The sequence below is a fragment of the Ditibartonella apihabitans genome (assembly GCF_002007485.1).
In the GTDB taxonomy this organism is placed as follows: Bacteria; Pseudomonadota; Alphaproteobacteria; order Rhizobiales; family Rhizobiaceae; genus Bartonella; species Bartonella apihabitans.
In genome coordinates this window covers 1957910-1978925 of sequence record NZ_CP015820.1, presented here as the reverse complement: position 1 = coordinate 1978925, position 21016 = coordinate 1957910, and the positions used below count along the sequence as shown (strand labels likewise).

The window sequence follows — 21016 nt, the reverse complement described above, 5'->3', positions numbered from 1 at the left end:
TGTTCAAGCCTTGATAATATATTGAATGGCAATATTGACCGGGCGCGCTTCATTGCCGCCGTCGGCATTGATGTTGAGACTATGGCTGTGTTTTCCGGATATCGCCGTGTTTTCGGTTATCTGTGAATACCAATCCCAGCCATTTTGGCCGTCCGGTCCTCCGTTGTTGCGCTTCCATGTCGTATAGCTGTGGTTGTGTTCGCCAGCTTCACCGACCGAGCCCGAATGGCTGTGCGATTTGTTCTGGCTATCCTGAAAAGAGGCAAAGGCACGGTTGGGGTCGATATTCTTACCGGCATCTGTTCCGCGTAGAAACACACCGCGCAAATCCGGCACGGCAAAGGTTGTTTGCCCGTCGCCTTTTCCCCACCATTCGCCGATAGCCGAAAAAAGTGCGCCATATTGTGTTCTTGATAATAAGCGTCCGTCGCAGGGTATCCATCCGGAAGGCGCTGTCGGCGCACCGAACATTGAAATAACACCGGCCGGCGTTGATTGTTGAGGAGTGGGTGACGACAAAAACCAGCCGCCGCTCCCGTTGTTCAATAAACTGCAAAAGACGATTTCATAGAGAGCTCCAGCCTGAATGTCCCCACTTTCCAAGGGTTTTACCCCCTGATAAGTTGCCTTGAAAACCGGCTTATAATCAATATTGTTGAGGCTTATCATCGGTTGCTCGACATTCATACCGAGAGCGCGAAACCGCAATGTTATGCCGTTGATATAAGAAGTTACCGGTGTTTTCGACTGAATGGCAATGCGTGAAGAGGATCCTTCGACGCTAACATCGCCGCCAATATCGCACATATATTCACGTACACGTTGCATCATCGAACGGGCGGAATTATTGACTGTGCTTGGCGGCTGCCCCTCTGTCCAGTTGATAATATTGTCGGCATTGGCATTGCTTGCCGCCGAAAGTGACCAATCATAAATAGAACTCATAACATTCCCCCATTGTTGGTTTTCTGCTGCATGTTTTTTAAAAGCCGTAAAAGTGCCTCCGATTGTTCAGCCGAGGGGCCGCGCACCGGTTTTAGTAGCATTGAGGTTGTCTGCGGTGCGTCAACATTGCCGAGGGCGATCAATGCATTGGCAAGTGAAGCAGCGCCTTTTTCAAGGCCTTTTTGCGTTTGCCCGTCTTCCAGTAATCCGTAAGCGGTGGTGGGGCTGGAAAGGGTTCCTCTATTGTTATCACCCGCTACACGGGAAGGGGCAGATGAACCGGTTTTAAAGTTTTGGCCGGCAAAACCCAAGGGGCCAATCGAGCCGAACACAGGCGCATTGTTATTGGACGGGCGGTTAGCCCAAAAATTAAAAAAAGAATGTGAATTCATGAATTGGCCTCCATTCGGGTGCAATTTTTCCTTCGCGCTTCCGGTTTTTTCCGGAATGGTCACGCAATGTCTTTTGACTGATTTGTCGTTGAATTTATGAGGCTCATGCTCGAGCGGCAGGGCGTTAAGCTATTTGGCCTCTTTTCACGGAAAGGCATTTGAAACGCCCGAATGGCTTTTCTTCAAAGAAGCCTTTCCATATCAAATCCGAGCTTGTTGTAATTGACCATTAACAACCCGCTTTCGGGTTGGATCACAACTTTATCGGGGTCGGTTTTAAGGATTTCTTGTGCGATAACACCGCGATAGCGCTCAGTCCTTCCGATATAGTTAAAATCATAGACATTGTAGCCGTTGCGTTTGCCCGCATAGCGGATATTTTCTTTTGTGCGTTCATCCGAGAGACCAAAAAGCGATGACAGCGCACCCAAACCGTTTCCTATTGTGGTGAGCGCACCATTCTGTTGTCTTGTTGTTTGCGTTCCGCTTGACGTTCCGTAATTTCCTGCCGCACCTTGAGCCGCACTTAAAAGCATGGCAAGCCGGTTCCAGCCGCGATTATCTTCTTCATTCCATTGGTCACGTGCTGCATCAAGTTTTTGCTGGTTGTTCTGGTCAAGGATTGTGCCGCCTTTCAAAGCATTAAGAAGATTATTGCCTTGCCCTTGAAAATAATTGCTTGCGGCCGAAAGCTGGTTATTGTTTGCCCTGTCGATAAGCTCGTTGGCATTGAGCATATTTCCAACATCCTGATTATACTGGTTGGAAAGGGCAGTTGTTGCAGCCTGTCCCAATCCACGCGACAGAACGCCGCTATGGGCGCCCGAACCATAGCGCCCGGCACCGCTCATTTGACTGTTGATGGTATTGGCGGTGTTATCAAGTGTGTTTTGTAAAGCCTGATTATAGGCTGTGTTTGCCCCCACCATTTTTCCTGAAGCCATATCGGCAAGGTTCTGGCCACTCGCATTTTTGCCGCCTGCAAGGCCTTGCAAATAGCTGTTGCCATAATTGGCGGTGGCGTTTCCAAGCCCGCTAATGGCATTTTTTGTTACCTCACTTAAATCGGCCACCCGCGAGCCTTGATAAACATTGCCACCCTGACCGGAATTATAAAGGTCCATGGCATCTTTGGCCGAGCGCTTGAAGAGTGGTGCTGCCCATTCCGGCGGGGCTGATGTCTCGGTTTTGGTTTGCTTTGTTTTTCCGCCTTTTCCGCTACTTCCGCCCATTGTTCAATTCCTTTCGATATTTGACCACGCTTGGCCGATAGCCATGTGCGCGCATGATTTTTGACCAGCCGATGCGACCAATCGGGCAAATTTCGGATGCACCGATGGTTTTTGCCCATTCTTCTATCGGTTCGATCATATCGGCTATTTTTTCGCCCCCGTGACCGGCAAGTTCGAGGAGTTCGACACGTTTTTTCCCGCTCGCCAGAATTTCGATATGCGAGGTGACGAAGGCGACAAAGTTCTCTTTCTCGTCAACAATGATCCATAATTGCCGCTCGCCACTTGCAATTTCTTCTGCCATTGTTTGAAACGATATGTCATCGGGAAAACGACGGGCGATTTTCTTCATCGCCTCTGTAAGATCGCCGCTATAGCGTTTTATCCGTTCATAAGGCCAGTTTTCCGTGAGATAGATTTGATAGCTCATCTTTTTCCGGCTCTTGTAAAATCGACATTGAAGCCCGCGATATGCGACCATTTTTCCCCCGCCGGAACACGCAGGCGAAATTTGTGAAACCGCGCCCGCGAGCGGCCATGGTAACGGCCGGTATTGTAAGAGGGGCTTTTTTCACCTGACCATTTTACCGGTTCTTGCGGGTTTCTCCGCATTCTTGCACCGATTGCAAGCAAGGCTTCATTCGTGTCTATTTGTGCAATAACATTTTCCAGCCGGTTTATATCACCATTGGTGGCTGCAATTTCCTGCGAGGAAACAATTGCCTCCATTGCTTCTCCCGAAAAGGAGCCCAAACGGTAATCCATGGAAAAAGCGCCAAGAATGGGCGCGCCACCTTGCCAGATTTTGCTATCCAGCGAAAATGGCAAATTTTCCAGAATAGTTGAAATATTATCAAGCCCGTCCAGTGTGTAACCGCTTGTATAAATCGGCATAATACTGCTTGCCGCAATGTTGATAACCGTCCATTTTTGTAGGCCCCAGTCATAAACCATCAATTCGTTCATCACGCCCGAACCGTTATAATCCATTGCCCAATAAACGCGGTTATAGAAAGGGTCGATTGCACAGAACATCTCGGCAAGATTATTGGCATTCATGCGGGTAAAGACCGAGCGGTCGATTTTTTCAAAGCCGATAGGTGTCACCGCGCCATCGCTGGTAATCTGGAAAAATCCGCCTTCATCGGCATAAAAGGAAAATTCGCCGCGACTGCTGATCGAATTGGATGATTTGGCTCCGCGTTTGTCATGAATTTTCTGGAAAGAAAATATAATGTCGGAACCGGGAATGAATGTGCCACGATAAATCGCCGATTGTAAAAAAATAATCGGGTTCGTCGCTTCGCTCGAGCCTTGAACACTGCCCCCATCCGGAAAATCCTGATAGTCGCAAGACTTTTCTCCAACCGTCCAGAATTCCGCATCATTAAGGCCCGACCAGTAAACGCGGTTGGGATTATCCGGCAATTGCATGAGACAAACAAAATCGCCCCACACTTTGACAGCTCCCGCCCGTGGCGGATTGCCGCCAAGATTGCGGAATTTTGCCGAACGGTTCAGCTCGAAAACCTGTGGCGGGTCGTTTTTGTTGACCGCAATAATGAAATTGCCGAACGACGCAAAAGACCAACGCGCTTCATCGGAAGCGGAATAGGCTTTTCCCGTTTGCGTGATGTCGCGCCAGGAAAGATCGGTATTGTCGAGGACAAAAAGTTTGGTTGCAGTTCCCGCAAAAACCGAGGTTGTTCCGTCAAGCGACCGCGCGGCATAGGCTCCATAAGGCTTTTCCGGAAACGGTTTGGAAAAGGCTTTGAAGCCGGGCATTGGAATATAACTGCCGTCTGCCGGCAAAACATTCAATATATCATCGCTATAGTCGCTATTGATATCGGCAATGTCGGGGCGATATTCGGCTATCGATAAAAATGTCATTTAAAACACCGTTGCTTTGATTTTGCCGCTACCATTGCGCCGCGAGGTTTCCGCTTTAAGCGCTGAAAGCTGCTCGTTAAAATCGTTAAAGGCTGTTCGAGCCATTTCGGCATCTTTCAAAATATCTTTATAAAGCTCGTATTTTGCCCGCGCTTTGATGAGGTCGAACGCATCGAGAAACCAAGGGCTTTCCTCATCGGCCTTCAAAACTTCTTCAAGCCGGTAGGGCTCGATCATCAGCCTTATTTTGTAAACCTTGTCAGGGCAGGGAAAGAGCCGCAACTTTTTCCCAAAATAACAATAGGCATAAGGTTCGCCATGGGCTGAACCCGCGCTTTCAAGTTCCTGCGGGGAATTGAGGTTAAGCCTTTTTGCGTTGCCATTAGATTTTTCAAGAAAGACAAAGCGGATACCGGCCGCACTTGCAATCGCCTTTTCGGTTGTTGCGCCATACCATTCCTGATTTTTAGTCGTCAAAAAGGTAATATCGCGCGTTTCATTGAAATAAAGCGGTTCTCGTGCTGAAAAGCGGATAGAAGAATAGATTGCTTCCTGAATCTGGCTAAAATATTCATTTGTCGTATCATCAATTTCATCCTGAATAACGGCAATCATATCCGAAAAGTTTTTGTTTTTCGGCTGGAGAGGCGTGGGAAGACTTGTCATCGGCCCGGCAGTGGTAATGATTATGGCCATAATATTAAACCTTTGTTTTCCGGTTTTTCTTCGAGTTCGGGTTGCGTGTTCTCCGCCGTTTTTTGCCGCTTGCGGTCTTCAAATTGACGGCTTTCAATTTTCCGGCTTTTTCGGCAGTGTTTCGAGATGTGCTTCCGGTTTCCGCTTGCGGTTTTTTCATTCTCGCTTTTTTGCCGGTTTTCGGGAAAGGGGTGTGGTTTTTTTATCTCGCACCTTACGGCTTTCAGCGTCAGGCTCATCAAAATCGAGAAGTATCCAGTCGGTATCGTCGCTTGAAGGCGTGTCTATAGAATAAGCACGGGTCATTTTTTTCGTCTCTTTCAAAATCACCGGTTTTTTAAAAATTCGGGAAGGGGGAAAACGCGGCTTTAACAGCGCATTGAAGAAGAAAAGGAGCATTTGCCCCTTTTCCTTCTGTTTCAAATGCCGTTTTAAAGCGGCTCGGCATAGGTTGAAATAACGATGGTTGCAAAATCCTGTTCGCCGACAGTGCTGTCTTTCAGTTTGAAGTTTGTTTTCTTCATACCGATCAGGGTTTTTGCTGCAACACCGAGTTCGCGTTCATAGTCGAAGAATTCTTCAACCAGTTTGTAGCGCGTTGGTCCGCGGTCCTTGCCGAAAGCCACAATGGAAGCCTGTGCACCCAAAAGCACCGCACGGCGGGTGTTTGAAACAGGCGTGGTCGGGTCGGCAGAATTGACACCTTCGGTAATATGTTCGGCTTCACGCAGAACCACCCCGTTATACATGCCGAGCGAGCCGTCAAAAATCGGGTTTTTGGCGCGCGAACCCTGATAGGCCGCTTTTTGAATATCAAGCCATTGGCCGGTTGCCGTGTTGGTGCGCAGTGCCGTCACCTGTGTCGGGTGCAGGTAAAGCACATAAACACTGTCCCCCTCGACACGCACAGGGCGCAAACGCGGATTGGCAAGTTTTGCCCGCTCCACCGCTTTATCAACCAGCGAAAGATTGAACACATCTTTTTCGTCAAGGCTTTCGTCAGTGGTTTTGCCATTCGGGCGAATAATGCGCTTGTCGGTCGGGGCTGTCGGCTCATTGAAACCGTAATGCACCGGCGACAATGAAATGGTGCGCCCTTCAAAGTTCATTTGTGTAGCCGTATAGCCGCAAACATGGGTAAAAAACATGAGCGACAAACGGTCGGCATACCAGTCGGTCAAACCGTCCTTGGCTTCGCTGCGCAAATCGAAAAGCACGCGCTGCTGGTCGATTGTGCCCTCGTTTTTCACCCTCACAGCATGGGCAAGTTCATTGATGATAACAGCATCGTTCAAGGTTGAAAGAGCTTCTTCATTGCCTTCCAGTTTAACCCCTTCCGAAACGCCTTCGCCCGTCAACTGGGTGCGCAAGCCGAAACGGACAGTATCACCCGCGCCTTTCTGGGTTTCGTCTTTAAGCTGGATAATGCTGTTGGTGTCGGTTCCGATCAAAGGCGCAATCTCGGTAGCTTTCGATACTTCGACGGCAAGTTTCTTCGACCAGGCACGAACAGCCAGAGGGTCGTTCACCCCGATGGATGTAATAGCCATTATGGCCTCCTAAAATTCAATTGATTTTCAAGCTTTTTGTCGCTTTAACGCGAGCGAACCAACGAAACCGGAAAACCTCCGGTGGGTGAAAATGATAACGTCCATTTCAAACGAAAATCCGCAAAAGAAAAAGGTGAAAGTTTCAAAACAAACCGGCACAAATCTAATTCAACGTTTTAGACGCCCCATCTTTTGCAAGCGGTGGTTTTTAAAGCTCAAGCTTCTGAAACAGAAGTCTCTCAAATCAGCTTTAAAAACAGGCTTGTGCAAAAAGCCTTATTTTGCAAAAAGCCTTATTCCCCTTCATCAGAATGTTGAAGGCTCTTTCATTTCGCGGATTGGAAATCCACTCGGCAAATTGCCGGTCGCTCATGGCATCTATGGCTTCAAGGCTAATAGGGTCGGCAATAGCGCGCCCGTTCGATGCGGTAAGCGTGCGTGCAGCGTTTTTTTTGGCGCGCATTGCGGCAATGTCACCCCCCGCTATAGATTTCGCCTTGAAGCCGATATTTTTTGCATAATTATAAATTGTTTGCGCCGGATTTGTGCCGCTTTCCAAAGCGCCTTTAACAATGGCCGCAAGCTCGTTGCCAATCTGCGCATTGATCGCATCGGCACTTTTAAAAGCAGGGTAAGCATCGGCGAGCGCCTTCAACTGGTTTACCCGTGCTTCATAAAGAAAATCGGCCGCCTCGTCGAAATCCGGCAGTTCGGCTTTAAGTGCGGTTACAGACGTGGCGAAATAATCTTTGACCGCTTCCTGTTCTCTTGCGGCTTTGATAGATTGCCGCTCTTCGGCTTCTCTCTTTTGTCTTTCGGCTTCCTCGTTTTGCAATCTGGCGCCAATCCATTTGACATAGCCGACAAAATCTTTTTCCGGGTCGGGCGCTTCTGGTCGTGGCTGTTTTAACAGTGAAAAGCTTTCGTTTCCGGCATGATTTTCCGTGAATTCGCGCGCAATTTTGAAACGTTCTTCAATGCGGGCAAGTTTGGCTTTTGCCTCTGCTGCCTCGGCTTGCGCTTTCTTGCGCTCTTCCCTTTCAGCGTGAAGTGCACCATGCGGAACCATATGGTTTCGCGCTTTTGCTGTTCTTTCGTCTTCCTCTTCCGCTACCGGTTTTTCATGTTCCCCTTCCTGACTTCCGGAAGGTCCGGTCATAGTATTACTGTCGGAAAAATTTTCCGGTAAGGCTGTTTCATCGTCAAAGCTTTCATTGTCGGTGTTTTGGTGGCCGAGAACATCCTGTTCTTCCGGTGAAAATTCGGGTGCAATATCCATAAATTTATCCTTTAAACATGCCCTTTAAAAAAACGGGCAGCAGAGCATCAAAACGCCGATGCTTGAGGCGAAGCCGGTTCATCCGGCAGGAAAGACAAAAGTTGCGATTGCGGGCGATAAAAAGCGGCGACAATCTGAATTGCCGCTTTGCCAAATTTAAAACCCATTCTGTCCAACTTTTCGGGGCGCTTGTTTCAGGAATTGGAGTTCCCCGTTTGCGATTGTTCAATTTTCAATTGTTCAATGAGCGCGCGGTTTTTGGCTGTTTCGGTCTCAAGCCTTGCTTTCTGATTTTTTAAAAAAAGATCGGCCGCTTTGGCATTAAGGTCGAGTTCACGGGCTTTGGCTTTCATATCAAGCTCGTTTGCCAGAGCTTGCAACTTCAATTGCTCCGCCTGTTGCCCTGTTGACTGTTCCGGCAATGCATTTCTTCCCATTGCCGCTTCTTGGCTCGTCATCTGTTCTCTGGCCATCTGTTCTCTGGCCATCTGTTCTCTGGCCATTTCCTGTTCTGCTTTTTGTTGAGCCGCTTCTTGTGCCTTGGCTGTCCATTTTTCAACAAGCGAGGCGGGTAGCGGCGAATAGCGCAGAATTTCCAGCCCGATTTCCGGCGTGAGATAATCTTTCAACATCGGCAACATCTGTTGAATAATCGCAAATGTCCTTTCTTTTTCATTAGGGCTTGTCGGCGCATCATCAACAATAATGTCATATTGGCGATTGGCGACCGCTTCATGTGTCAAAGGCACATATTTCTTGTTGTCATCACCCACAATGCGGATAAGCCTTCCATCGGAAAGATAGTTCTGTATGAGGTAAAGCATAATTTGCCCCTGTCTTTTCCGATAACGGCGCAGCGCATCAAAAAGCGAGGCAAGCAAATTCAAAGAAGATTGCCGGCGCTGGCTTTCCAAAACACCGGGCTGGTTTACTTCTCTCGTGCCGATAAATTCTGAAGATAAGCCCGTCACATCCGAAATTGCTTCTTTGGCTTCATTGAAAAGCTGAAAAAAACCAACAGGAAATTGTGCTACGGGTTTGGGTTGAATGCGGGCATTTTGTCCGGTGAGCGCATTTTGTTTTGTCCAGGTAATGGCATCGGCGCGCGCCCAGCTTTCTTCTGCCTGCCTGTCATCATCAAAAGCACCGCGTTCGGCAAGAATGCCGCCCTTCGATTGGCTGTTTAAAAGATACATCACCTGGCTGAAAAATTTGTTCGCCCAGCGCTGCGGGTCTTTTGTGGGGCGCACAATGCCATAATAATGCTTTTTCATCTTGTCGAAATAGCCGGTAATGCATTCCCAGCCAAGTTGCCCGTTCGGCACCATCGGCTGATCCGGTTCGGCAAGCAAAACCTCGCCCAGAAAAGCCCGTTTCACAATCTTTCTTGTAAGCCTTACCGATTGTATTTCAGGCGAAATTTTCTTTTTCTCTTCATAGTCGCGAAGCGAATAATCCTGCGTTTCACCTGTCAGCGGGTCAAAAACCTTGTAAAAAGCCTCACGCTCGAACCAGCGGCATTCGACAAGTGTCACCAGAGAGCTGGAAGCGGAAGAAAGCCCCAAGCCTTGCCTCTCCGAAGCACCCGTTTGGTCGTCACCATAGAATGTGTCAGAATTCACATGGGAAAGAGGGGCGCCACTATCAAAAACACCATTTTTTGCCCAGCGTGCATCAAGCAATGACGGGTCAATATCGGGAAACATGCGGCGCGCTTCGGCAAGCGGCTTTTCGTCGATATACCAGAGGCGCTCCGCATCCACCAGATTGGCTTTCACCGCCGAGGCATCCCACACCATTTTCAACGGGTCAAGGCGGCAAACAACAGGTTTACCCGCTTCATCATCGTCAAAGTCAAGGCGTGTATCTGTCCACCCCATACCGCAAATGACAGTATCGGTAAAAGCTTCCGAATCCTCATATTCCGCTTCCGCCTGATCGCGAAACCATTCTGCCGCACCGGTCAATATTTCATTGGCTCTGGCGTCTCCGATTTCACGCGGAATAAATTGCACTTCGCGTTTGTTGTTGCGCTCCGAGCCGATAACAGCATTGACAAGCGGCGCAATGCGGTTGAACGTCATAACAGGGCGTTTTTGCTCGAAAAGCGCCGCCTTGTCTTGGGCTTCCCACTGTTCACCATTATAAAAGGCATAATCTTCGCGGGCATTTTTGCGCCATTCGGCAACATGCGCCATATCCTGCCGGAAAAGCTTTAACAATGACTGGAAAAGAATATCTCTTTTTGCACTGTCAAAGTCATCCGAAGCCCCATGGTCTAAACTCTCGTTTTCTTGCATCATCATCAGCCCGTAAAATTATTGGTTAAAATTCGTCGTGCCGCAGCCCGCACAACTTGAAAGTTCAATTCTGAAAAAGCCAAAAAGCCCGAAAAATAAAAAGGGAAACCGCGCAAGCGGGCAGGCGGGCAAGCACAAGGCAATCATCATAAAGAAACAAAAAGGTCAGCTCACATGAAACAAAAGCCATCGCCGGAAAAACAAAAGCCGATTGATTGCGCATCCGGTTCTATTGTCCCGAATAGTGCTCCTCGTGCGACACCGGCAATCACAGCGAATATCACTCATGCCGCGAACGCTGCCAATATTATGCGTCCCGTAAACATTTCCCGTGCCTCAAACAATGCAAACATCGCAAACATTGCGAACGCCGCCAAATTCACGCCTGCCGCGCATAAAGCTTGTTTGAGCTTCGCACCGGGTTTTCCTGCTCTTTTGCCCGTTTTGGAAGCTCTTATCGCAAACATTGCGAACGCCGCCAAATTCACGCCTGCCGCGCATAAAGCTTGTTTGAGCTTCGGCCCTCGTTTTTCTTGCTCTTTTGCCCGTTTTGGAAGCTCTTATCGCAAACATTGCGAACGCCGCCAAATTTACGCCTGCCGCGCATAAAGCTTGTTTGAGCTTCGCTCCCGGTTTTCTTGCTCTTTTGCCCGTTTTGGAAGCTCTTGTCCAAGAAAGTCTCCGGTTTCGCATATTGTGCCGTACCCTTGGCAGCTTGTTTTTAAAACTTCGCTTTCAAGCTTTGAAAGAAAAGCAAAATGCAATTGCTATCCGCTATAATTTGGACACGCACGGTTCTTTCACTTGAATCTTGGTTCAACAGTCGACAATTTTGCTTTTTGTTATCCTGCCATCCATGACGTATTGAAATCATGTCGCGGGAAATTGCGCTGCCGGTTTTTAAAGATTTTCGGTGCTTCATAAGCAATACACATCAGGCCGAAAGCATCAGCCCCGTGGCTTGCCCAATCATGTTCCGGCCCCAGTCCTATATCGCGTTTGTCGTCACGTTTTTCGTGATACCAGCCCAAAGCATCGCGTCCTGCTTCTGTGGTTTTTTCATTAAACCAGATAGAGGGGAAAAGTCGTCTTGCCGCTTCAATGCGGGCGCGTGCTGCCCCTTTTCCCTGATTGGGAATAATGTCAACCTCGAAACCGGCTTCTTGAAGCGCACTTTCAAAACTCACATCCCGCACGCGATCTTTGGTTGCACCATCATGCGGCAATGTAATTTTTGCCCGCCCGTAACCTTTTTCCCGCAGCCAGTTGATATGGGCGCTCAAAGGCTGCCCTTGCGCTTCATAATAATCAAGAACGCGGATTTCTTTTCCGATAAATTGCGCAATCCAGATAGCGGTTGCATCGGCTTTGGCACCTGTTCCCCCAATGTCGAAAAAAGCTTGAAATGTCATTAACGGGTCGGCCGGAACGTTGGAAATGCGCCCTTCTTCTTTGGCAATTGCAAGACCGGTTGCAAAATAGGCTCCCTCCATCTGGGCAAGAAATCCCCCTTCCCATATATGGTCATAACTTTCCGGCCGGTTCTTCAAATCATCAAGGCGGGCGCGGTTTAATAGATCGGGAAATCTCGGATTATCACGCCAATTCAGTTGAACAGATTTGATACGCGCATTTTTACTGTTGCGAAAACGCTTTTCAACAGCTGCCTCTTTTCTAAGCGGGTTCCATGTTACCCAGAGTTCGGTGTTCCAACCGTCACCTTCTTCACGCAAAGTCGGTATCAATGTGTTCCATGCGTGGGAGGTCACAGGTTCGGCTTCATCCACCCAACAAAGAAGCAACCGCCCCTTCGATTTGATACTGGCAATATTCCGGTCAAGACCGGAAAAGGCATAAGTAATGCGCCCGTCTTTCGAGCGTATATAGGTTTCACCAATGGTATAGTAATTTTGCAAAAACGGGTAATCGGCAATAGCTCTTTTGATTTCCTCCAGTGAGCTGTCAGCCAAAGAATTCTGGAACTGGCGGGCACAAAGAATAATGCCGCGAATTCCTCTTTTTCCCAAACAATAGCCCACCACTGCGCTCATTGTGGCAAAGGAACGGGTTTTTCCCGAACCGCGCCCGCCATAGGCCGCCCTGATATCGGCAGGCCCATCGAAAAGGGTAATGAGCTTTTCCGGCAATTCTATTTTTTCTGTTGTCATGAACCACCACAAAACCACAAGGCAAAACGACCGGACAAGACGTTTGCTACGTTCCGAAACAAATCCGGAAGCCGAAAAAAGCTTAAAAAGCTGTTCTGAAAGCCGTCCTCACCACCTTGACGGTTATGAAAGGAAAATGCTTGTTTTAAACAAGCATCGCCACTTTAAAAAACCACACCTTCCGGAAATAAAAGATCCCATCACGATAACGCCAATATAAGAAAGGCAGTACATCAAGCTTTTTAAAAAGCCCACCATTTCAAGAAGCCACCATTCCAAAACGGGCACGACGTTTTTTGAAATAATTTTCAAGACACGAAAAACAGTGAAACTCTCTCTTCATTTCGCATGGCAAGCAAATTCGTTGAACAATTTAAAAACCGGTTCACTTCTTTGGAAACCTTTTTCATCGGAGGTTCTTCAATCGTCTTTTTTAAGGATTTCCGAAAGTTCCTGATTTATTTCAGGTTTCTGATTTCGGCTCATGTGCTTTTTACAAACCGCACGCTTTTTTCCGGTCGGTGATTTTGCAACTGTCAAATCTTTCGGTGACGGGGATAATGCAACCAGTTCGATTTTTGTCACGGTTTTTAATTCTTGTCCGTCTGAATTAAGTTCGGCAGGCAATACTTTGCCGAGTAGCGTCAAAAAGGACGAGGCATTTTTTAAAGCCTGCGCTTCAAGATAGGAAACAAGCCCGTCTTCTCCCAACTGGTTACCGGCTTTTATTGCAGCTTTTAAAATAGCCTCTTTCAAAATTCCGGAAGCCTTCTTTTCTCCCACGGCTTCCCGCTTTTTTTGCGCGGCCTTCTTCTTTGTCAAACTTTTTTCAGTCGGCATTGTTTTCAAAACTGCATTACTCTCTAGCGGCAATTTCCCATTTCCATCATCACCAGCCTGCACAGTTTTCCTTTCAACTGCCCCGCTTGAATGCCCAGCCTTCTTATCATTGCCAAGCACTTGCTGCACAACTTCCTTTTCACGCTTCACTCTCGAACGTGCTGCCTTTTCCTTGAGATCAGTCACTTTTTGTAACGCCTGCTTTCCAAACCCTGCGGATAGGGTTACTGCTTTTTCCTTGGATTCAAGCACATTTTCCAGCGTTTCTTTTTTGAACTCTACGCTTGAACGAACGGCCATCCCCTCATTGCCCAGCACTAGCCGTTCAATTTCCTTTTCATGCTTCACACTTGAACGTGCAGCCTTTTCCTTGGATACAAGCACATTTTCCAGCCTTTCCCTTTCAACTGCTGCGCTTGAGTGCGCTCCATCCTCTCATTGCCAAGCACTTGCTGCACAACTTCCTTTTCAAGTCTCACTCTCGAACGTGCTGCCTTTTCCAAAAATCCATCAGCAACCCGCACAGTTTCTTTTTCAATTTCTTCCGATAAGGCGCGGCTTTTTTCTGTTGGCACACCTTTTTAACGGTGTTTTTTTCGGGGATTTTTCTGTTTTTAGGGATGTTCGCTTTTTGGTTCCGGCCACGTCCCTTTTCCTTTTCAAGGATAAAAATTTTAACTGCCAAATGCGCTTTGCTTGAAAACATCTGCCACACATTTTTGCGGCTCGAACAATTTCATCCGGTTTTTTAAAAGCATTCAGAAACCGCTATGAACAGCAAATGGAAATATTCCTGAATAAAAATCGGTAATTTCAAATAATAGTGTTTTAAATGGAATTTAAATTCAACAAACAATATAATATTTAAATATGATAAAAATCATAAAATGTTTTTATATTTATAAACGTCAACCAAATGATAGATACAATTCTTGTTGTGCCGTATGTGTCAGTTAATATTTAGTGACATATTTTTGCAAGAAAAAAATAATCGAAAATTTTAAAAAATTATTTTTCTAAAAATCAGGTGGTCGGAAGACGCGTGAATTTTTGTTGGTCGCTTCCGGACAAAACCAATCGACACATGTTTTTCAATTGCCGAATAGATTATTTCCATTTTGAAAAATGAAGATGCCTTTAAACTTAAAAAGAGAATTTTTAATAAAGAGGGGGAAGTTCTCTTTTAGTGTAAAAGAGTTTTACTCGTCAAAATAAAATTCATAAATAAACATGTTTATATCTACTAATTATCTTGAAATGATGAAATAAAAAACCCACTTTCCTTAAAGTGTTTGGCGTAATGTTTCTGAATTATGAATAATCCACTTAAAACAGGAAAAAATCATGAAATTTGAAATTTATAAAGATAAAAACGGCGAATGGCGTTGGCATTTGAAAGCAGCGAACCACGAAAAGATCGCAACTAGCGGCGAAGGCTATAAAAACAAGGCTGATGCTCTTCATGCAATTGAACTGGTGAAATCCTCATCTCACGCACCGGTTGAGGAAATCTGAAAGCCTGAATATTCGCCTGCCGTTTCGCAGGTCTATTTATCAAATTCCCTAATCGGTTAGTTTATAGTTTAAAAGCTGGCGGCATTGCGCTACGCCAGCTTTTTAATTAACTATCGTTCCGAATTTTCCTAGGCCTTCTCCCTTCAACTGGAAAGCGTAACGCTTTTTTCATATTTTCTATCACTCTTGAAAATGAAGCAACATTGCCGGAATTTTTTCGGTATGGCGACAAAAGTTTACTATTCTTACGTCTGGGCACATCTATGTTGTTGCAAAGTGTTTTGAAGTTATGAGCACCCGAAGGTTTATCTCAACCATTTTGAACAAATTTATTTATCCTCTTTCGACCTTGTACGGGAAAGCAAGTAAGAAACAAAGGATGCGCAAGCCCCCAACATGAAAAGCGCATCGGCCTCGTCAACGGCTGCATTCGACTTGTCCAAAAGTGAATGTCGAATTCCGTTTTCATCAGAGGTAAAGCCATAAAGTGCGCTCAACGCTTTCTTAAATGCCGGATGCAGAGGATAGTTCTTTTCAATCTCATTCAACGCTGAGCCGAGAGTTGCATTTTCTCCGACAATTTGGCGGCAAACTGCTTCCACCGCGCTGATGCTTTCCCGAACGCTATCTGCCCACTTCTCGTGATTTATCTGTTCTCCGGCTTTAATCAAATGACTATGGGCACCAAGCTGGCCTGTGTCCTTGGTCTCATCGAGTGCAGCAACATAGGTCTTGCCCTCAAATTCATTACTGATAGGTTCGATCTTCCCATTGTAAATAGTGTAGGCTAAGTGATGCTTTTTAACGATTGTTTTTAACTTAAATTCAAAATTTTCATTACGTTTTTTATAACCAATATTATCTGTATTTAATTGTTTAAGATCTTTTATCAGTTGTTCCAATAAATCAAAAAGTCTAAAAAAATCACAAGCGTTAACAAAATCGGATAAGAAGTTAATCACGAAATTCCTTGTTATTGAACGTTTGCTATAATCTATCGTTAAACGCGTCTTATATTCGAAAGAAATTGGTTTAGGTTGTTTATGTTTTGAAAAATCACTATAACTTCCTCCACAAATATTTAGAAAAATATTTCTAAAAGTATCTACAGAGGATATAAGAATATATCCTCTATCATCTTCAATAATAACTTCGTCCAGAAGAGCCTTTATATCTTCTCTGAATGCCGTTGGTATTTCTCCCAAAGCAAGCTGTTGAACAACCGGCGCATAGCCGTAGCGCTGGGAAAACGGGAGGTCGTCAGTAGAATCACTCATAATTAAATGGTTATACGTTCTTTTGAATAGTGGAAATATAATGCCATAGAAGTATTCAAATATTAACCGATTCTGTGTTTTTAAAAAATAGTTTCATTTTTTATCACTTCACAAAGAATACCGCTTTTTTTGCACTTAAGCGACGTTTTGAATGGAACCAACAATACCAGCTTTGACCGTGAAAAACTCGTGCCACGAAATAATGCCGTCGATAGGCGTCAGTTATTCCCTTCGTCATTCTTGATGAATCTTGAAACAATAGACAAGCAAACACATCACACAAATAGTGGTTGCAAAAAGGGGAAAAACACATCCTAACATTGCTTTTGTCTGAATTTTTGGCATAAATCGCAAGGGTGAGAGAAGGGGGAAAAGCGAAAAATGCCTTTAACTACAAACGCCGATAAACAGAACGATAAGCCACAACAGGCGAGTGAATCAGATGAAGAATTGATTGATTTTAAAAAGTTCTATTTGTACTTTGGTATCGGCGTTTTATTTGTATCCGTAATGTTGTCCGTCACGAATTATTTTTTCTTTGAAAAAGAAAAAATCTGTCTTTGGGGGGTGACTTTTTTTCTTGTTGTATCGGCAGACATACTGATTTTGCTTCCAGCAATCATTACGAAAGAAACAAACTGGTTTGCGCTTCTCGGCTCGACTGTTTTATGTGTTGTTTTCCTTTGTCTAACGGTTTTTTATCCCTTTCAGGACTTTCAGTATAGATTGAAAGTCATTTCCTTGGTTGCGATTGTCGCAACGCTTTTATTTGTGCTTTTGAATAACTGGATTAATGCAGCTTTTTTCCCGTCGAAAAATGCCAATATTCGCCACAGTGTTGATTTTGTCAGCAACCGTTTTGCCGTTGATGTTTTAAACGTCACTTTAATTCTCGGCACATTGTTCGGGACAATTGCTTTTCTCTATTTTAATCCGGATAAGGACAATTCAACCTTTTTTGGTGGCATTGACATAAAAAATGTAGCGCTGGCCACCGCCGGTCTTGTTACCTTTTTCTGGGCTGCCAAAGCGACAAAAAACAAATCAATCGACCTTGAGCAAAAAAAAAGAGAGTTTGCGCAAAGAAAGCAAGAGTTTGAACAAAAGAAGCTCGAATTTGAAGAAAAGAAGCAGGATGGCAAACGTCACGATAATGAAATCGCAATGGTAAAACGGCGTGATACCGCCCAGCTTATCGCAGAAGCATCGAAACTTTTAAGCAGTGAAAGCGATGCGCAAAAATATGCAGGCCTTTCTTTCTTGAATGCGGTCGCAAGTGACCCTGAAGGTCCCCTCAGGAAAGAAGCATTTGACCTAATTGCAGATTTTATACTGACCGCCAGTGACGTCACAATAACGAATAAAGTTCGAATGCGAGCGATTCATTATGCCGATGATCTTGTCGGGAATAATCCTGATATCTATTTTATCGATAAGTTTATACACATATCGAGTCCGAATGCTGATAGGGATCATTTAAAGTCTATTGAAATTAAAAATTTATTTGCTGCATACATCGGATTTATAATTCATGATTCATCATTGCTTGAACAAATTCAATTAAGAAAAGTAAGACAGTTTGCATTTATTGATTGTATTTTTAATGGATCGAATTATGACGCAAAGACTATAGAAATAAATAATATTCTGGCAATGGTATGTGTTTTTGAATATTTAAAAATTAAAAAAATTGACACATCATTTAATATTGGTGCTTATGACTATAAAACAAAAAAATTATTAGTATTGATAATATATCAAATATATATCATTATAATAATAATGTTGACGTCATTAAGTTCACGAGATGTGACTTTAGCGATTGTTTATCATGGGACGTAGTTGTGGGTGAGTATACATCACTTTTGTTGAAGGAAGAAAGTGGAGTAGAAAAGGTCTTTGACCGGTGCTATTATTATTCAGGTCATGAACCCGTAGGTTTTAATAAAAGATATGGTAGAGCTTTAATAACCGAAATAACTTCAAAAGAAAAATTTAAAGAAACATTGAAAAAAGAACAAGCAAGTTATTTACCGGATGAATATAGAAATTGGTCCCAATAAATTCATGTACTTAAGAATAAATGATTTTTCATCAAAGTTTAAATCACTGCCATCTCTATCAACCCGAGTCGGGCGATTATCTTGCGCGTTTTCGCTTTCCTTGTCATTGCAGGGTGATAAATCGCGCAAGGTGTAAAAGAAAAGGCAGGGAAGTGTCTGCCTTTTAGAAATCGTGTTTTGTGTTGGGATAAAACGGCGGGTTGGACTTCCGCTTTACGGGGGTGACCTCTTTTATAAATTTACGGGGGTAACCCCTCTCATAAGTTACAAGCCAAGTTTGCTCTTTCAGGCTGTAATCTTTGCTAAAAATAGACCTCGCTAACAAAATAGTCTTTCCGGCCGAATAACAGAATTGTAACAAAATCATAAAATTCCGGTCGCAATATAAATTTCCCACCACCTAAGAAATTCCGTTTGGAAAATAGAATTTCCGTTGCACCATCAGGGTCATTAAAAATTTAATGACCTTTATTGGCAAGGAAAAAATGCCGGTTTAGCGCGTTGAGTACAAGCCTTGTTGCGCCGACAAGGTGCGGCAATTCGAGATCTTCCAGCACGATATATTGCAAGGCGGCATAAAGGTTATCAATTCTGTTATCGAATTGTGCTTCCTGAATGGCTTCTCTTGCGGCAAGATATTGCTTTTTGGCGCGCTTGCAAAATGCTTCATAAAGTTCGGGATTAGGCGTGCTGTTAAAATCGTCGTAATAGGCGGCAGGCGAAAGCAGTGCCTTTTTATAATTGTTATCCACCTCGATAAATTTCAGTGCGGCATTGTACTGGTCTTCGCTAATGCCGCCGCATTCGGGACCGGCCAAAAAAAGCCTGCCAATATAGGTGGAAGCGCGCGGGTCTTTTGCCTGTTTTTCGGAAAGGCCTGTGTGCTTTGCACGCATCAAAATAGCCAGACGATCAATCGCCTCGCGCGGTTTTTTTGCGCGGCTGCGCCTGCCATTCGGTTCGCGCGCAATACCTTCGATACGCGGCCTTCCGCGCCCCCGCTTGAGCCGGAGTTTGCCTGCTTTTGAACGGGCTTTCAATCTGATAATTTCAACTTCCTGCATGGTTAAAGCCTTTCATGATCGCTTTTTGTCGGGTTGTTGTTTGAAGTGTTGAATTTGAAGTGTTGTTGTTTGAATTCTTGTGGTTCGCGTTTTGCCGCCCAAAAACCATTGGCCTTTTCATAGATGTCCCACGTTGTCTCTTATCGTCTCACACTGTCTCACATCGTCCCATCTCGTCCTATCTCGTCCCACATTGTCCCATTCCGTTTCATTCAGCTTCATCGAGCGCGCATTTCTTTTGCGGGCGGGAAACGTGCTGCCTTGTTTTCATGTTCTGTTGTTTTGTTTTCGCTTGCGGTGGTGGTTTGGTGGTGACAGGTCAGTTTTTCTTCCCGCGCCTTCGGAATTAAAACGTCGTTTGGCTCTTCTTCACCGGCTCTTAAAAGCCGTTCCACATGGTCGATTTTCAGCCATTCGGTTTTTTCGAGATGTTCGCAAAAAGCGGCAAGTTCCGGTGCTGTCGGCATGAAGGTTTTGTTGAAGCCTTCCGCCTTGCCGCGAATAATCAAAAGCACCGATTGCATAATGGCAAAGCTTGAAAAGCCGGAAAGCGCGATCATATAGGATTTGGCAGCACTTTCCCCGTCTATATCACGCGGCAGGCGCATACCGCCCGAAAGCAGCAAAAACTGGTCCATGATTTCGTCGCTTCGCACCTTTTTTAAAAGTGTGTTTTTTGCTTCCTCAAGCGTGTGCCTGATTGTTGCAATTTGAGCGTTTGTCGGTTTCTTTCCCGCTTTGAAGCGGGGCGGAAAGCCTTCACCTGTCGTGAGGGAAACGAGTTTGGTAAGCGTCAAATCGAGGTGCGAGGCGGGCCATCGCATCGGTAACTTTTCTGGCAGTTGATCTTTTATCATATTTAAATTTTGCATTTTTTCGCTCCAGAACGGGGGCCGGTTGGTCATTCCAGCGTTCCTGATTGAGAAACGTTGTCGGGTTAAGCCAGGGGCGGTCGGGCGGCTTGTCGGCAATATAGCGTTGAAGCCCCGCCAAAATGGCGGCGAGACTGTCTTTTTTGCGCGCTTTCAAAAACGCCGTTAGTGCCTTCGGCTTGCCGCATTTGTTCGGGAAAGCAGGCCAGAAAATTTCATGAAATTCGGCTTCAAAACTCCGTTTGTCAGTGCGGTTCTTTGCAACCTCTGGAATTTCGCTGTTCTCAAAATTCCGGCTTCCAAAAATTTCTGAAGGTGAAGATAAATGCGGCACGCCCGCGCTTTCACCGGAAACTGACATTGCGCCCGAAACTTCCTCCTTTCCAGCCGCAGACAACGTTCCGGTGATCTCTGAAAGTGGCGCACTTTTCGCTTGCGGCAAAGCGGAAATTTCTGACAAAGTGCAAGCCTTGGCTTTAGGCAAACTCTCTGCAAAAGAACAAGCTTTCTCAGGCTCGCACCCTGCGGGAAGTTCCGGTAAATTTCTATTTCCGCAAGGGGAGAAACCATGCCCGCTTTTTTTCTCTGTTGGTTCTTCGACAAGCGCATCCGAAGATGTTTCAGAGAAAGCGGGAAAGGGGTTATTTTCTTTAAGGGGGTGTGGGGGAACCTTTCTTTTAGGGGAAAGGGGTAATGTTTCCTCGCTGTTACAATTTTCCTCTTGTAACGTTACATTGTTTTTGCGTGTCAGCCTGAAACGGCGCACACGCTCGCGTGTACGGGCACGGCGTAAGTCTTCCCGCTCGTCTATATCGGCAAGAAGTTCAAGAATGGCCGACATTTGTTCGGTAGAAAGGTTCAAACCGGCAAGGCGGCGCAGTGTTGACGAATCCATTTTATAAAACTCTCTTCTCTGCCTTGAAAAATGCT

General features: G+C 45.5%; 22 protein-coding genes. 4 read left to right on the top strand and 18 right to left on the bottom strand.

All coding sequences use genetic code 11. The features are described from left to right. Nucleotides 1-3: 3 nt before the first annotated feature. From BBC0178_RS08915 to BBC0178_RS08870, 11 genes are all read right to left on the bottom strand, one after another. The gene (locus tag BBC0178_RS08915) at nucleotides 4-945 is read right to left on the bottom strand and encodes a tail fiber protein (protein ID WP_078039898.1); all 942 of its coding nucleotides are present in this window, start codon (nucleotides 943-945) and stop codon (nucleotides 4-6) included. After that, nucleotides 942-1337 (bottom strand): hypothetical protein, encoded by a 396-nt coding sequence (locus tag BBC0178_RS08910; RefSeq protein ID WP_149867470.1) that lies wholly within the window; start codon nucleotides 1335-1337, stop codon nucleotides 942-944. Before BBC0178_RS08910 ends, BBC0178_RS08915 begins: the two co-directional genes overlap by 4 nt. A 182-nt stretch (nucleotides 1338-1519) precedes the next feature. Next, complete coding sequence (locus BBC0178_RS08905) at nucleotides 1520-2569, bottom strand: tail fiber domain-containing protein (RefSeq protein WP_078039896.1); 1050 nt, start codon at nucleotides 2567-2569, stop codon at nucleotides 1520-1522. Then, nucleotides 2556-2999, bottom strand: coding sequence for a hypothetical protein (locus BBC0178_RS08900; protein ID WP_078039895.1), 444 nt, complete (start codon nucleotides 2997-2999; stop codon nucleotides 2556-2558). Before BBC0178_RS08900 ends, BBC0178_RS08905 begins: the two co-directional genes overlap by 14 nt. Beyond that, the gene (locus BBC0178_RS08895) at nucleotides 2996-4462 is read right to left on the bottom strand and encodes a hypothetical protein (protein WP_078039894.1); all 1467 of its coding nucleotides are present in this window, start codon (nucleotides 4460-4462) and stop codon (nucleotides 2996-2998) included. The genes BBC0178_RS08900 and BBC0178_RS08895 overlap by 4 nt, the downstream gene beginning before the upstream one ends. After that, a complete protein-coding gene (locus BBC0178_RS08890) occupies nucleotides 4463-5158 on the bottom strand; it encodes a phage adaptor protein (RefSeq protein ID WP_225868306.1) in 696 nt (231 codons plus the stop codon). A 4-nt stretch (nucleotides 5159-5162) separates the two neighbouring features. Then, nucleotides 5163-5318, bottom strand: coding sequence for a hypothetical protein (locus BBC0178_RS11865; protein WP_188317720.1), 156 nt, complete (start codon nucleotides 5316-5318; stop codon nucleotides 5163-5165). Further along, entirely contained in the window at nucleotides 5315-5557 is a 243-nt protein-coding gene (locus BBC0178_RS08885) for a hypothetical protein (RefSeq protein ID WP_078039893.1), read from the bottom strand. The genes BBC0178_RS11865 and BBC0178_RS08885 overlap by 4 nt, the downstream gene beginning before the upstream one ends. A gap of 32 nt (nucleotides 5558-5589) precedes the next feature. Next, nucleotides 5590-6708, bottom strand: a complete 1119-nt coding sequence (locus BBC0178_RS08880; RefSeq protein WP_078039892.1) for a N4-gp56 family major capsid protein — start codon at nucleotides 6706-6708, stop codon at nucleotides 5590-5592. 250 nt (nucleotides 6709-6958) lie between these two features. Further along, nucleotides 6959-7987, bottom strand: a complete 1029-nt coding sequence (locus tag BBC0178_RS08875) for a hypothetical protein (RefSeq protein ID WP_078039891.1) — start codon at nucleotides 7985-7987, stop codon at nucleotides 6959-6961. A 194-nt stretch (nucleotides 7988-8181) separates the two neighbouring features. Next, nucleotides 8182-10290: a portal protein gene (locus BBC0178_RS08870; protein WP_149867519.1), complete on the bottom strand. Its 2109-nt coding sequence runs from the start codon at nucleotides 10288-10290 to the stop codon at nucleotides 8182-8184. A 171-nt stretch (nucleotides 10291-10461) separates the two neighbouring features. On the opposite strand from BBC0178_RS08870, the gene BBC0178_RS08865 reads away from it, so the two are divergent. Next, the gene (locus tag BBC0178_RS08865) at nucleotides 10462-10896 is read left to right on the top strand and encodes a hypothetical protein (protein WP_078039890.1); all 435 of its coding nucleotides are present in this window, start codon (nucleotides 10462-10464) and stop codon (nucleotides 10894-10896) included. 233 nt (nucleotides 10897-11129) lie between these two features. Here the strand turns inward: BBC0178_RS08865 and BBC0178_RS08855 are convergent, their stop codons facing one another. From BBC0178_RS08855 to BBC0178_RS08840, 3 genes are all read right to left on the bottom strand, one after another. Continuing rightward, complete coding sequence (locus BBC0178_RS08855; RefSeq protein ID WP_078039888.1) at nucleotides 11130-12455, bottom strand: phage terminase large subunit; 1326 nt, start codon at nucleotides 12453-12455, stop codon at nucleotides 11130-11132. A gap of 420 nt (nucleotides 12456-12875) precedes the next feature. After that, nucleotides 12876-13679 (bottom strand): hypothetical protein, encoded by an 804-nt coding sequence (locus BBC0178_RS08845; RefSeq protein ID WP_149867469.1) that lies wholly within the window; start codon nucleotides 13677-13679, stop codon nucleotides 12876-12878. 91 nt (nucleotides 13680-13770) lie between these two features. Next, complete coding sequence (locus BBC0178_RS08840; protein WP_078039885.1) at nucleotides 13771-14001, bottom strand: hypothetical protein; 231 nt, start codon at nucleotides 13999-14001, stop codon at nucleotides 13771-13773. Between the two features lie 638 nt (nucleotides 14002-14639). Here BBC0178_RS08840 and BBC0178_RS08835 point away from each other — a divergent pair. Then, on the top strand, nucleotides 14640-14810 hold the full coding sequence (locus BBC0178_RS08835; RefSeq protein WP_077972433.1) for a YegP family protein: 171 nt from the start codon (nucleotides 14640-14642) through the stop codon (nucleotides 14808-14810). 329 nt (nucleotides 14811-15139) lie between these two features. Here the strand turns inward: BBC0178_RS08835 and BBC0178_RS08830 are convergent, their stop codons facing one another. After that, nucleotides 15140-16087 carry an AbiJ-NTD4 domain-containing protein gene (locus tag BBC0178_RS08830; protein ID WP_078039884.1) on the bottom strand — a complete coding sequence of 316 codons (948 nt, stop codon included), beginning with the start codon at nucleotides 16085-16087 and terminating at the stop codon, nucleotides 15140-15142. 381 nt (nucleotides 16088-16468) lie between these two features. Here BBC0178_RS08830 and BBC0178_RS08825 point away from each other — a divergent pair, with 381 nt between their 5' ends. Together BBC0178_RS08825 and BBC0178_RS08820 are read left to right on the top strand one after the other, a co-directional pair. Continuing rightward, nucleotides 16469-17929 (top strand): hypothetical protein, encoded by a 1461-nt coding sequence (locus BBC0178_RS08825; RefSeq protein ID WP_149867468.1) that lies wholly within the window; start codon nucleotides 16469-16471, stop codon nucleotides 17927-17929. 2 nt (nucleotides 17930-17931) lie between these two features. After that, entirely contained in the window at nucleotides 17932-18150 is a 219-nt protein-coding gene (locus tag BBC0178_RS08820) for a hypothetical protein (protein WP_078039882.1), read from the top strand. Nucleotides 18151-18608: 458 nt separating this feature from the next. Here BBC0178_RS08820 and BBC0178_RS08815 read toward each other — a convergent pair whose 3' ends face one another. From BBC0178_RS08815 to BBC0178_RS08805, 3 genes are all read right to left on the bottom strand, one after another. After that, complete coding sequence (locus BBC0178_RS08815; protein WP_077972416.1) at nucleotides 18609-19214, bottom strand: hypothetical protein; 606 nt, start codon at nucleotides 19212-19214, stop codon at nucleotides 18609-18611. A gap of 218 nt (nucleotides 19215-19432) precedes the next feature. Next, the gene (locus BBC0178_RS11715; RefSeq protein WP_149867467.1) at nucleotides 19433-20038 is read right to left on the bottom strand and encodes a hypothetical protein; all 606 of its coding nucleotides are present in this window, start codon (nucleotides 20036-20038) and stop codon (nucleotides 19433-19435) included. Then, on the bottom strand, nucleotides 19974-20981 hold the full coding sequence (locus tag BBC0178_RS08805) for a hypothetical protein (protein WP_078039881.1): 1008 nt from the start codon (nucleotides 20979-20981) through the stop codon (nucleotides 19974-19976). Before BBC0178_RS08805 ends, BBC0178_RS11715 begins: the two co-directional genes overlap by 65 nt. Nucleotides 20982-21016 lie beyond the last annotated feature (35 nt).